General features: G+C 45.4%; 10 protein-coding genes and 2 riboswitches. Of the genes, 1 reads left to right on the top strand and 9 read right to left on the bottom strand.

Going from position 1 to position 12,706, the window contains the following annotated elements; translation table 11 throughout:
* Positions 1-75 precede the first annotated feature (75 nt).
* Together ilvN and ACHUFQ_RS09950 are read right to left on the bottom strand one after the other, a co-directional pair.
* The gene (gene ilvN / locus ACHUFQ_RS09955; RefSeq protein ID WP_138320427.1) at positions 76-576 is read right to left on the bottom strand and encodes an acetolactate synthase small subunit; all 501 of its coding nucleotides are present in this window, start codon (positions 574-576) and stop codon (positions 76-78) included.
* Positions 576-2,300 (bottom strand): acetolactate synthase 3 large subunit, encoded by a 1,725-nt coding sequence (locus ACHUFQ_RS09950; protein ID WP_394175165.1) that lies wholly within the window; start codon positions 2,298-2,300, stop codon positions 576-578. The genes ilvN and ACHUFQ_RS09950 overlap by 1 nt, the downstream gene beginning before the upstream one ends.
* A gap of 366 nt (positions 2,301-2,666) precedes the next feature.
* Here ACHUFQ_RS09950 and astB point away from each other — a divergent pair, with 366 nt between their 5' ends.
* Positions 2,667-4,004 carry an N-succinylarginine dihydrolase gene (gene astB / locus ACHUFQ_RS09945; RefSeq protein WP_394175164.1) on the top strand — a complete coding sequence of 446 codons (1,338 nt, stop codon included), beginning with the start codon at positions 2,667-2,669 and terminating at the stop codon, positions 4,002-4,004.
* A 55-nt stretch (positions 4,005-4,059) separates the two neighbouring features.
* Here the strand turns inward: astB and ACHUFQ_RS09940 are convergent, their stop codons facing one another.
* The 7 genes from ACHUFQ_RS09940 to yfbR all read right to left on the bottom strand — a co-directional run bounded on the left by ACHUFQ_RS09940 (position 4,060) and on the right by yfbR (position 12,704).
* Positions 4,060-6,009, bottom strand: coding sequence for a TonB-dependent receptor domain-containing protein (locus tag ACHUFQ_RS09940; protein WP_394175162.1), 1,950 nt, complete (start codon positions 6,007-6,009; stop codon positions 4,060-4,062).
* Between the two features lie 29 nt (positions 6,010-6,038).
* Positions 6,039-6,212, bottom strand: a riboswitch (cobalamin riboswitch).
* Between the two features lie 119 nt (positions 6,213-6,331).
* Positions 6,332-7,234: a cobalamin-binding protein gene (locus ACHUFQ_RS09935; RefSeq protein ID WP_394175160.1), complete on the bottom strand. Its 903-nt coding sequence runs from the start codon at positions 7,232-7,234 to the stop codon at positions 6,332-6,334.
* On the bottom strand, positions 7,234-7,866 hold the full coding sequence (gene cobO, locus ACHUFQ_RS09930; protein ID WP_394175158.1) for a cob(I)yrinic acid a,c-diamide adenosyltransferase: 633 nt from the start codon (positions 7,864-7,866) through the stop codon (positions 7,234-7,236). Before cobO ends, ACHUFQ_RS09935 begins: the two co-directional genes overlap by 1 nt.
* A complete protein-coding gene (locus ACHUFQ_RS09925) occupies positions 7,856-9,376 on the bottom strand; it encodes a cobyric acid synthase (protein WP_394175156.1) in 1,521 nt (506 codons plus the stop codon). The genes cobO and ACHUFQ_RS09925 overlap by 11 nt, the downstream gene beginning before the upstream one ends.
* A 72-nt stretch (positions 9,377-9,448) precedes the next feature.
* Positions 9,449-10,435, bottom strand: coding sequence for a FecCD family ABC transporter permease (locus ACHUFQ_RS09920; RefSeq protein WP_394175154.1), 987 nt, complete (start codon positions 10,433-10,435; stop codon positions 9,449-9,451).
* Entirely contained in the window at positions 10,432-11,259 is an 828-nt protein-coding gene (locus tag ACHUFQ_RS09915; protein WP_394175152.1) for an ABC transporter ATP-binding protein, read from the bottom strand. The genes ACHUFQ_RS09920 and ACHUFQ_RS09915 overlap by 4 nt, the downstream gene beginning before the upstream one ends.
* 159 nt (positions 11,260-11,418) lie before the next feature.
* Positions 11,419-11,669, bottom strand: a riboswitch (cobalamin riboswitch).
* 435 nt (positions 11,670-12,104) lie between these two features.
* Positions 12,105-12,704 (bottom strand): 5'-deoxynucleotidase, encoded by a 600-nt coding sequence (yfbR, locus tag ACHUFQ_RS09910; RefSeq protein WP_394175150.1) that lies wholly within the window; start codon positions 12,702-12,704, stop codon positions 12,105-12,107.
* Positions 12,705-12,706: the final 2 nt, after the last annotated feature.

Raw genomic sequence — 12,706 nt, 5'->3', positions numbered from 1 at the left:
AGTATCTAACGTATTGATACTATAAGTTAATGTTATTTGGTAATTGACACTGACCCCATAAAAAAGGCGCTTCTGTTAAGAAGCGCGCAGGGCTTTTTCGCCGCGGGCGATGCCGACGGTACCAGAACGCACCACTTCGATGATTTCCGTTTCATGGCCGAGGATTTTGATAAATGCCGATGTTTTACTCTCATCACCGGTCAATTGAATGGTATAAATTTGCTTGCCGATATCGACGATATCTCCCCGGAAAATGTCCGCGACACGTTTCACTTCGGTACGGGTTTTATCGCTCATCGCTAACACTTTAACCAGCACCATCTCTCGTTCAATATGGGCTCGTTCGGTTAAATCGGCTACCTTGATCACATCAACCAGTTTGTTTACCTGCTTGGTGATTTGTTCAAGCACTTTGTCGTCACCACGGGTGGTAATGGTAATACGAGAAAGGCTTGCATCATCGGTTTGCGCCACGCTTAAGCTTTCAATGTTGTAAGCCCGTTGTGAAAACAAGCCAACAATTCGCGACAAAGAGCCGGGCTCGTTCTCGAGCAAAATAGATAGAATACGGCGCATTAGACTTTCTCTCCCTTTTTCAGCCACATATCATCAACCGCGCCAAAACGCACTTGCATCGGGTACACATGTTCGGTTTCATCGACCAGAACATCAACAAACACCAATCGGTCTTTCATCGCAAAAGCACGTTCCATCGCTTCATCGAGTTCACTTGGGTGATTCACCTGAATACCGACGTGGCCATAAGATTCCACCAATTTTACAAAGTCCGGTAATGACTCCATGTAAGAAGAGGAGTGACGACCACCATAAATCATGTCCTGCCACTGTCTAACCATACCTAGCGAGCGATTATTCAAAGAGACAATTTTTACCGGCAGGTTGTATTGCAAACAGGTAGAAAGCTCCTGAATATTCATCTGAATCGAGCCATCGCCGGTAACACACACGACATCTGCATCGGGAAACGCAACCTTGACACCCATGGCCGCAGGAAAACCAAAGCCCATGGTGCCCAGACCACCGGAGTTAATCCATTGTCTGGGTTTATCAAATGGGTAGTATTGCGCGGCAAACATCTGATGCTGACCTACATCTGAGGTCACATAGGCTTTGCCTTCAGTATGTTTATATACCGATTCTATCACTTGTTGTGGCTTGATTTTGTTTTCATCTGTCTCATAGCTAAAGCTGTTTAAGCTGCGCCATTCATTAATTTGTTTCCACCAGTTCGCGTAAGCATTGTCATCGCGCTGATGATTCGCGTCATCAAGGCCTGCCATAAGTTGATCGATGACGACATCCACCAAACCAACAATAGGAATATGAGCATTAACGGTTTTTGAGATCGACGTTGGGTCAATGTCAACGTGAATAATCGTCGCATTGGGGCAGAACTTTTCTACCTTGTTGGTCACCCGGTCGTCAAATCTCGCACCAAGGGCCAGAATAACATCGGCATTGGCCATGGCTTTATTCGCTTCCACAGAGCCGTGCATACCCAGCATGCCTAAGAAGTTCGGATGCAAACCGCTAAGCCCACCTAAACCCATTAAGGTATTCGTCGTTGGCGCATTTAATCGCTCGACCAAATTGGTGAGTTTTTCACTGGCATCTGCCAGGACAATGCCACCACCGGTATAAATCACCAGTTGCTTGGCTTTGAGAATGGTGCTCACCGCTTTCTTGATTTGCTTGCTATGGCCCCGGACGTTTGGGTTATAAGAGCGCAGTTTGACGTCTTTATTCAGTTCAAAAGGCGCTTTGTTGTCAGGTATCAGAATGTCTTTTGGTAGTTCAATGACCACCGGACCCGGGCGGCCGGTCTCAGCCAGGTAAAAGGCTTTGGCCAGTACATTCGGTAATTCAACAACGGAGCGACAGTTAAAGCTGTGTTTAACAATAGGACGAGAACAACCAATGATGTCGGTTTCCTGAAACGCGTCGTCGCCGATTAATTGGGAAGGCACCTGGCCCGCGAGCAATACCATTGGGATTGAATCCATATAGGCGGTAGCGATACCGGTTATACAGTTGGTATTACCTGGCCCTGAGGTTGCCAATACTACTCCGGTTTTACCCGTTGCCCGGGTATAACCATCGGCCATATGGGTTGCTGCTTGTTCATGACGAACGAGAATATGTTCGACTTTATCCTGCTGAAAAATCGCATCATAGATATCCAAAACGGACCCGCCAGGGTAGCCAAAGATGTAATCCACCTCTAATTCTGCCAGGGCCTTAATCAGTAATTGAGAACCACTGTACAACTCTGTTGTCATTTTTTTTGCCTTTTTTTAAGCTTAGAAAAACTAAAAAACCCTCGGTGGTTAGGCGAGGGTTTCGTGAATTTTTATGCGTTTCTTAATTATTCAGTCAAAACCCGGCCCTTGGTACTAAAACCACGACCAGCAGGAGAATAATGACTGAGTTAATAAATTTCACAGTAAATTTTAAATTAAGAATAGTTCATTTATATTTAAGTGGTTTGGTTGGACATGTCAACAACTAATTAACAATTGTTGTAAATATTAGCGATTTAGCGGCAAACAGGCCATTTACAAGGAAAATTAAGTCGTTACAATGGCTGAAAAATTAGCGAAAACATACCAGTTTTTAGCAGGCAATTAATGAAAAATGGGGCAAGTATGAAGAGTTTGGAAGTAAATTTTGACGGATTAGTTGGACCAACTCACAATTACGCAGGATTATCAGACGGCAATGTCGCGTCATTGTCGAATGCTCACGATGTTTCCAGTCCAAAGAATGCCGCGTTGCAAGGTTTGAAAAAGATGAAAGCCTTGCACGATATGGGCATGGGGCAGGGGGTTTTGGCACCACAGGAGCGCCCGGACTTATTTTCACTGCGCCGCTTAGGTTTTAGTGGCAGTGATGCCTCGGTACTAGCACAAGCTGCGAAAACATCACCAGCCTTACTTTCCGCCTGTTGCTCCGCATCAAGTATGTGGACAGCAAATGCCGCAACGGTTTCGCCGTCTTCGGATTCCGCTGATGGTAAAGTGCATTTTACTCCGGCAAATTTAACCAATAAATTTCATCGTTCATTAGAGCCAGAAACTACCGGCAATATTCTAAAAGCCGTTTTTAATGACGACAACGTATTCGAACATCATTTGCATCTTAATGATAATGATCATTTTGGTGATGAAGGCGCGGCAAACCATACGCGGTTGTGCACAGATTATGATGACGCTGGCGTACAGATATTTACTTTCGGTCGTTATGCGTTTAACCGAGCAAAACCAATGCCGATGAAATACCCGGCGCGGCAAACGCTGGAAGCGAGTCAGGCGGTCGCACGTTTGCATCAATTGGATGACAATCGTGTTGTCTATGTTCAGCAAAATCCAGCAGTGATTGACCAAGGCGTATTTCACAATGACGTCATTGCCGTGGGTAATCAGAATGTGCTTTTCTATCATCAACAGGCGTTTTTAAATACTGAGCAATTTTTAGGGGAATTACGTCAGAAATTTTCAGGCGACGATTTGCACTGTATTCAAGTAAACAGTGATGACGTGACGGTACAGGATGCGGTTAATACCTACCTGTTCAACACTCAGATCATTACCTTAAACGATGGTTCTATGGCCATTATCGCGCCGATGCATTGTTATGAAAATGAACGGGTAAAAGCCTACTTGGATAATCTGGTGACCATGGGGACGCCAATTAAAGAAGTGAAGTATTTCGACGTGAATGAGTCGATGAAAAATGGCGGTGGTCCGGCGTGTCTGCGTTTACGCGTGGCATTAAAAGAGTCTGAATTGGCTGCGGTAAACCCGAACTGTGTATTAAACGATGAGCTTTACGGGACCTTGGTTAATTGGGTAGAAAAACACTACCGTGATCGCCTGAGCTTTGATGATTTAACCGACCCGTCACTGTTGGTGGAATCTCGCACAGCGCTTGATGAACTGACACAAATCCTGAATTTAGGCTCGGTATATCGTTTTCAGCGTTAAACTTCAATTCATAGGAAAAGTGGCACTTATAACTTAAGTGCCACAACCACTGCGTTTAAAACTTGTAGCTTAATCCCGCATAACCATTGATACCATCTGCAACATATTGGTTAACCGTTTGATATTGGCGATCTAACAGGTTATTCACTTTTACATTGAAGGTCAGTGCCGCACTTGCCGCATACTGTGCGCCCAGATCAAATCGGGTAAAACTCGGCAATTCATTCATACCGCTATCAATGCTTTTGTCACGATAGCTGGCAATGGCTGTAAACTGATAGTTTCGCCATTCATACCCTAGAGTGTAATTAGCGGTAAGCGCCGGACGACGAATAAGATCTAAATTGGTCACGGCATCTTTGGCATCGGTGTATGATATTGCCAATGTATTGGTGGTTGCGCCGAGCAATAATTCAATGCTGCTCTCAATGCCTTTTATTTTGGCTGTATTGACATTACTCGGTTGCCACAGTCCAAATTCATTCGGTGCCCAGGCAATCAGGTTATCAATGTCAGAATCATAAGCGGCAAGCTCCAATTGACCGAAATCGAAAGCATAACGAACAAGTAATTCATTGCTGGTCGCTTCTTCCGGTTCTAGATCCGGGTTACCACTTCCCGGCCAGTACAGGTCGTTAAAGCTTGGTGCTTTAAAGCCAGTGCCACGGTTCAGACTTACCAATAAGTTTGCCGATACTTTGTAACCCGCGGATAGGTTGTAAGTCGTTTTGTCACCAATTTTCTCGATATCGTCATAACGAACCGCGCCTTCGATAATCAACGAGTTAATGGTTTGTCGGCCTTGAACAAAAACGGCGGTCACATCGCGACTGTCTATTTGCCACTCCTGAAACCCTTCAGTCCAGGGATCTTTATCCTGATTGGTACTGACTTCTTCGTTGTACCAGTCAAGACCAAGATTCACCCGAAAGCCATCGGCAACACTAAATTGATTAATGAAAGCAACTTGCTGGCGCTTGGTGGTGATTTCATCACCATCGGCACGGTCAATGCCATTACCAAAAGTCTTGGCTGAGTTTTCGATAATAGCCAATGATAAGTTGGAAGTGATGGCGCTGGTTTCATAAACACTGGCAAGCTTAATGTGCGAATTTTCGCTGTCCTGCTCATTGGCATAAAACGACGGACAGGATTGCGAAGGATCGTTCCAGCAAGGCGAATCGGGATAGGAAGCATCGTATTCATTGTTGCCTTTTTGATAGCGACCCACTAATTCCAGACGTATTTCATCATTGATGTAAGACTCACCATTTACCGATAAATTAAGACGTTCAAAACCGTCTTTGTCTGGTTCATTAATGTCATAAGGGTTATCTGAATCCGTTTCAAAGACATTAAAGCCATCACTTTGCTCGGCATTCATGCTAAGGCTCAAGTTATGCTCGTCATTACCAAAGCCAATGCCAGCATAGCCTTGCAAATATCCATGACTGCCAAGGCTGGCACCAACATTGCCGCTGCCATGGGCATAGCGTTTTGTGAATATTTGAATCACTCCGCCGATGGCATCACTGCCCCAAAGAGAAGAGCGAGGACCTTTGATGATTTCAATGCGCTCGATTTGCTGAGGCGCAATTTGTGAAAAGTCAGTTAAGCCAAGCGTTGCAGAATTTACCCGTACCCCGTCGATGAGAAGAAGCGTTTGGTTAGAATTACTGCCGCGGGTAAATACGAAACTGGCTTGTCCTGGACCGCCTTGAGATGTCACTGACATACCAGCAACTTGATCAAGGATCTCACTGACGTTTTTTGCCTGCAGACGTTCGATATCGACCGCATTGATCACCACGTTTGACGATAAGCTTAAGGATCTTGGTTCTTCGCTGCGATTAGCGGTAACTAAGATTCTATCGTCAACGGACGATATTTGTTCGGCATTCGCCTGTTGCATCACCGAGGTGTTAGCGATTAAGGCTAAAGACACAGCGGTTAAAGGCAACGCAACCTGATTGCGTCGATTTGTTTTTATTGCTTTAGATTTCATTTTTTCCTCACACAAGGCGCCCACCGCACCTGAAAAAATTCGCTGAAGCTGGTCTCCGGACTTAAAACGACAGTTATTTAAAAACCACCATTTATCACCGTTGCGGGGGCAGTCCAGGATTTTGGGCGATAGCCCAGCACCTGATTCCCTAATTGCTCGTTCTAACAAACATTGCCACGAGCACTTCAGCACTGATTTCACTGACCTAGTGGTCAGTACCACATTTTGCCTGCAAGCTATATGCCGGCAAATTCCTTTTAAGGGGACAGAGTCATAAATGAATGGCACTTAACCCCATGTTTTTTAATACATTGTATTTTTATTAATTGACTCTGACCCCATGGTAAAAGTGGCGGGTTTGGTCGATTTGCTTGCAAAGCTTGGCAAGTTCGCTGGGGAGTCGTAACGTCATGCGATGCAAAATATCCGCATCTGGTCGTAACATTTGCTGATGCTTTACTGCATCCATGTTTTTATATTGTTGCCAGTTGATGCTCATCGATTCATTGCTATGGCGACTACTTGGGTTAATGATTATCTGCGGATTGACCACCAATACGTCTTCGATATTGATTTGCGGATAGTCATTGTCTGCATTCTTAAAAGGGTTTTGGGCGCCACATAAATCCAGTTGCTGTTGTGGCCAGGCATTGCCTGCAACTGTGGTTAGCGGTTGCGGCCAAAGTTGATAAAACACGGTTACCGGCGCTTTATCCTGATAATTTTTTTGTAATTGCTCAAGCGCTTGTCGAAACTCATCGGCCTTTTCTTTTGCCACATCGGCATTGCCAAAACGCATCCCAAAACTTTCAATTTCATTGGCAACATCAACAAGGCGTTGCGGGTGTGAATAAATAACCGTTTGTCCAAGTTGCTTTAAGCGTTGAATATCGGCATCGGGATTACCCGTTTTCCAGGCAATGATCACATCCGCGTCAAGTGCGACAATTTGTTCAATATTTAGCTGGGCATAATTGCCAACCCTAGGGATAGCTTTGGCAGCGTCCGGGTAATCGGCATGTTCTAAGGTGGCAATGATATTGTCACCCAGGTCGATGGCATAGAGCATCTCAACAATATGCGGGGCTAGGGCAATAATGCGAATCTTCTTCGGTTCATCGTCAGATTTGGCAACCGCGTAGGTGCCAATACTGGAAAAAACTACCAGAATAATCATAACCATAACCATAACCGGCTGCATCGGTTGTTGAGCCAGTTTCATCATTACCAGTCCAAACCTTTTTGCGCTTTAATACCGGCTTGGAAGGCATGTTTTACTTCCTGAACCTCAGATACGGTATCGGCAAGATCGATTAAACGACGATGACAGGCGCGACCCGTTATCAAAACATGTTGGTGTTTAGGGCGATTTTCGATGGCCTGAATAACCTCATCCAAATCCAGATAGTGGTAGCTGACCATATAGGTCAGTTCATCAAGAAGCACCATATCGATGCTGGGATCTGTCAGCAATCGTTTAGCGTCGGTCCAGGTTTCTGTGGCTGCAGCAATATCCGCTTCTTTATTTTGCGTTTCCCAGGTAAAGCCTGTTGCCATCACGCAAATCTCAACGCCATGTTGCCTTAAAAGATTGGCTTCGCCGCATTCCCAGGTACCTTTGATAAACTGTACTACGGCCGCTTTTTGACCATGGCCAACCGCCCGGGCAACGGTACCAAAACCAGAGGTTGATTTGCCTTTGCCATTACCGGTAATAACCACCAGCAGGCCTCGTTCTTCCTGTGCCTGAGCGATTTTTTCATCAACTTTTTCTTTAATTTTTTGCTGCCGCTCTTTGTGGCGCTGCTCTTCGCGGCTTGGCTCTTTATGCTTTAACTCTTGGTTTTCATTTGTCATTTGCGTACCACTTAGTCAGTATGTCTTCAATTAGGTTAATATTTAAATGTTGTTCACAGGCATCAGCCAGACGGTCGATGGCTTTTTCCTGTAGCTCCCAGGCGGAATCTGATTGAGATATCTTGTGTCCACACCACTTGGTAATCGCTTGTAGTACCTGCGGTTGATTGAAAAAACCATGGACATAAGTTGCTATTATCAGCCCATCATCACTGATAAGGCCTCGCTCCATTGGAGCATCTTTATACAAGACCTTGCTTCGCGTCCGTTCTGTAAGTTGACTTTGGCCTGTATGAATCTCATAGCCATTTACCTGGGCATTCTGCAATTCTGAATTTAATGTAAATTGCACATTGGTCAGGGTCTTTTCTACCGCAAGGCTTGTACTTATCGGCAACAGTTTTAAACCGATAGCCTTTAATGCGGTGCTTTCTACGCCAAATGGGTCGTTAATATCCTCACCAAGCATCTGCATACCAGCACAAATACCGATTACTTTGCCGCCATATCTAAGGTGGCGATAAATTGACTTATCCCATCCTTGATTGCGCAAAAATGCTAAGTCCGAGGCTACCGATTTACTGCCCGGTAAAATTATTAAATCCGCATCAGGCAAAGGCTCTGGATTATCTGGATTGGCGTAAACGAATTCAAAATCGATGTCCTGATGCCAGCGTAAGGGGTCAAAATCATCATGATTGCTCATACTCGGCAAGACAGGAACGATGACTTTGAGCCGTTGGTAATTGTCTTCGTTGTTAGCTACTTGGTTATTAACCGCGTCTTCTTCTGATAGCGTTAAACCATGCAAATAGGGCAGGACACCAAGCACTGGCTTTCCGGTTTTTTCTTCAAGCCAGTCGAGACCACTTTCCAGTAATTTGATATCACCACGAAAGCGGTTTATGACGAAACCAACCACCCGATTTTGCTCAGATTTACTTAACAGCGCTAAGGTGCCAACAAGGTGGGCGAATACACCGCCTTTGTCGATATCGGCTATCAGTATTACCGGACAGTCGGTGGCCTCGGCAAAGCCCATGTTGGCGATATCGCCTTCGCGAAGATTAATTTCTGCCGGACTACCGGCACCTTCAACCACAATACGCTGGTAATCTTGCTGCAGATATTGGTGCGACACTAATACCGCATTCATCGCCGTTTTCTTGTAATCTTGATACTGCCCTGCCTGCATGGTTGTCAGCGCTTTACCGTGCACAATGACTTGAGCTCCGGTATCGGAACTTGGTTTTAATAAAATCGGGTTGAAGTGGACGTTAAGGTCAACCTTTGCCGCCTGGGCCTGGATAGCCTGGGCGCGGCCAATTTCGCCGCCGCAAGGCGTAACCGCGGCATTAAGCGCCATGTTCTGAGGTTTCATCGGTGCAACACGCAAGCCGCGGCGTTGCCAAACTCGGGCAAGAGCAGCTACCAGGGTCGATTTTCCAGCATCGGATGTGGTCCCCTGAATCATCAGAGTTGGCGTTATGTTGTTTTTGGAATGACTCATCTAGTTCACTTGTACCTTACACTTAGCAACTTACGCTTTTCGCGCTTTGCATTTCGCCCTAGGCTTTTCTCCCTATTCTTTTCGCATCAGGGCTAAAAAGAATATCGAACCAATAGCGGCTGTAATGACTCCGATGGGAATTTCCTGACCGTTCAGTGCGGTTCTGGCAACTACATCTACCAACATCAGGAAGATGCCGCCGAGCAAGCCACTAAAGATAATTAGCTTACCGGTGGTAATGCCAACCCATTTGCGAACCAAATGCGGGATCATCAACCCGACAAAGCCAATGCCACCGCAAAATGCGACAATTGCGGCGGTGATCGCCGCGCATAAAATCAATATGCCGATCCTGACTTTGCTCACCGAAACCCCTAAGCTGCGGGCGCTTTCATCACTGAGCAACAAAGCATCTAATTGTCTAGCAAGTAATAGTGAGATAAACAGGCCGATAATAATGACCGGCGTTATCCAGTAAATGGCTTGATTATCGGTTCGAGCCAGCGAACCCATTAGCCAGAAAATCACCCGATTGGCAGCAAAAGCATCGCTGATATACAAGGTGAAACTGGTAATAGCACTGAGTAAAAATGACACCGCAACACCTGCGAGTAACAAAAATTCAATGCGTTGCCAATGACGATTAAAGACAATGCCAATCACTAAAACTACCGCTAGCAAAGCGCCAATAAATGCCGCGAATGGAATCGACAGGGCAATAGATTCGGCGAAAAAGCTGACCATAGTAACACCAAGCCCTGCACCGGCAACGATACCGAAAAGATACGGATCCGCCAGAGGGTTACGGGTGATGTTTTGCATCAGGGCTCCGGTCATTGCCAGGCCAAAGCCTGCGAGAAATCCAGTAATGATACGTGGCAGACGAATATCAAACAGTATTTGCTGGTCAAATGGCCCCTGACATTGTTCAAACAGGCATGCATAAATTGCGTCAAAGCCGACACTCTGGGTGCCCATACCCAGTGAAAAGAAAACCGAGATTAATAGCAACCCAAGTATAAGGAGGGCATTTATTGGCAAGGAAAGTCTTTTTATCATAGCGCTATCCTCGTTCCAGCCGCTGCAAACGTAATGCGCTTGCCAGAATTTATAGGATGCGGCTCAACCAGACAGGGCAGTTTAAAAACCTGTTCTAACAGATCCGAGGTTAATACCGTATCGGCATTACCTTTGGCGACAATACGGCCTTGCTCCAATAACACTAAGGTATCGGCATATTGACTGGCTAACTCAAGATTATGAATCGAAAAAATCAGGGTTAAATCTAGTTCATTAGCAAGCGCTAAAATTTGATGCTGATAGTAAATATCCAGGTGATTGGTTGGCTCATCCATAATCAATAGCTTCGGCGATTGCACCACTGAACGGGCAATTAACACGCGTTGTTGTTCACCACCGGAAAGGGTATTAAAGGAATGCCAGCGTTTGTGTTTAAGGCCTACCAGTTGCAATGATTCGGCAATGTGCTGATCGTCATTAGAATCATCAAAAGCGTCATTAAAGGCGAACACGGGTTTGTTGGCAAGCAACCCCATGCGCACAATGTCATTGACGGATAAGTCAAATGGCGTACTTTGGTGCTGGCTGACATAGGCTAGGCGTTGGGCAATTTGCCTTGTCGAAAGTGTTGTTATTGCATCCCCGGCAATGTTGATGTGGCCAGTAAAATCTTTTTGTAAACCCGCAATACATTTGAGCAAAGAGGTTTTGCCGGCGCCATTAGGGCCGATAATTGCCACACGTGCACCTTGTTCAATGCTCAGATTGATATCGGTGAGTATGTTTTGCTCTGCAACATACCAGGTCAGGTTTTCAACCTCGAGTGCTGATGGTAATGGCCGGTCTGCCAAGATATATTCCACTGCTTAAATAACTGTTTATACGTAAGCGCGGAATCGATAGAAGGGCAATAATTGGCGGTGATAAAAGACTAACGTGATGCGGTCAAAACCTGACTTTGCCACCATGAAGCTTTGTATCAATCAATGTAGTGCCAGACATCATCGTGTTTTCCCGCACGAGTTGCTGTTTACAAAAAGGCAGGTATCCTGACTCATAGAGATAACCCAGTATCAACCTTCCCAACCTTATTGCTATGTTTAGCGAACTTACGTCGCTTAAGTCTGTGGTCAGTGGATTTTGATCCTGGCCCTATTTACAGTTGCGGGTACAGTTGTGGGATAAAGACATGCTTCTCAGAACTCGAGGATAGGTCTCGTACCACATTCCCTTTGCAGCCGCTTGTCGCGGCACCATTTTGCGCCGAGCATTGTAGCAGGAGTAAAACTGATTTAAAACCAGAATGTTAACGGCCATAGATAGCGGGCGACCCTAAATCAAATCGTCATTCCGTACTCGATACGGAATCTAAGACAATTCAGAGATACCGGGCGACCCCGGTATGACGTTTATTTGGCTATTTCGACGTGACGTTGAAGTGACTACACAGGTATGACGCGACCAAGACTACTCAAAAATCCAGCCGTCATTCCGTACTCGATACGGAATCTAAGGTAAGTGCAGAGATACCGGGCGACCCCGGTATGACGTTTTAGAGGCGACCCATGTATGACGTTTTAGAGGCGACCCATGTATGACGTTTTAGAGGCGACCCATGTATGACGTTTACTTGGCTATTTCGGCATGACGTTAAAGTAACTACCTAGGTATGACGCATTTAAGTTTGCATCTGAAATTGAAGATGTAACTAAGTACGCTTTTCGCTGAGCTTATCGACACTAGCGGTGCAGTATTGCAAAAAGGTTTCCATAAAGTAGCCCACTTCCGGCATCTGTTGTTGAGTGACCATCAGCTTGGCTCTTAATCGTTGCTCCACATGCTCAAATTCAACATTATTATGGCGGATTTCATCCAGAGTCTTAATATAGGCGGCAAGGTTATCCGCTGCTTTTACAATGGCTTTGTATTGGGCGTCAACATTATCCTGAACGATAATATCGCGAAATACATGACGAATATCTTCCGGTAAGGATTCAAGACATTGCTTTTCGGCTAATGCTTCAATTTTCTTAAATTCCCGAGAGATTTCCTTATTGGCATATTTGGTCGGTGAGACAACATCACCGTATTGGGTTTCCGACGCTTCATGATACAGAGCGATGGTTGCGACTCTATCAGCATTGATATTGCCACCGAATTTTTCGTTTTTAATCACCGCTAATAAATGGGCAATTATCGCCACCTGATGGGAGTGTTCGGCAACATTTTCTTTTTTTACGCAATACATCAGCGCCCAGCGCTTGATCAACGGCATGCGGAACATCCAGGCTAGAAAGGTACTTTCCATCA

Source organism: Thalassotalea litorea, assembly GCF_043642205.1.
Classification (GTDB): Bacteria; Pseudomonadota; Gammaproteobacteria; order Enterobacterales; family Alteromonadaceae; genus Thalassotalea_A; species Thalassotalea_A litorea.
This window is presented reverse-complemented; position numbering and strand designations above follow the sequence as displayed.

Excerpts from the sequence above, each read along its gene's own strand:
- ilvN (WP_138320427.1), bottom strand. The coding sequence starts at position 576 with ATGCGCCGTATTCTATCTATTTTGCTCGAGAACGAGCCCGGCTCTTTG.
- ACHUFQ_RS09950 (WP_394175165.1), bottom strand. The coding sequence starts at position 2,300 with ATGACAACAGAGTTGTACAGTGGTTCTCAATTACTGATTAAGGCCCTG.
- astB (WP_394175164.1), top strand. The coding sequence starts at position 2,667 with ATGAAGAGTTTGGAAGTAAATTTTGACGGATTAGTTGGACCAACTCAC.
- ACHUFQ_RS09940 (WP_394175162.1), bottom strand. The coding sequence starts at position 6,009 with ATGAAATCTAAAGCAATAAAAACAAATCGACGCAATCAGGTTGCGTTG.
- ACHUFQ_RS09935 (WP_394175160.1), bottom strand. The coding sequence starts at position 7,234 with ATGATGAAACTGGCTCAACAACCGATGCAGCCGGTTATGGTTATGGTT.
- cobO (WP_394175158.1), bottom strand. The coding sequence starts at position 7,866 with ATGACAAATGAAAACCAAGAGTTAAAGCATAAAGAGCCAAGCCGCGAA.
- ACHUFQ_RS09925 (WP_394175156.1), bottom strand. The coding sequence starts at position 9,376 with ATGAGTCATTCCAAAAACAACATAACGCCAACTCTGATGATTCAGGGG.
- ACHUFQ_RS09920 (WP_394175154.1), bottom strand. The coding sequence starts at position 10,435 with ATGATAAAAAGACTTTCCTTGCCAATAAATGCCCTCCTTATACTTGGG.
- yfbR (WP_394175150.1), bottom strand. The coding sequence starts at position 12,704 with ATGGAAAGTACCTTTCTAGCCTGGATGTTCCGCATGCCGTTGATCAAG.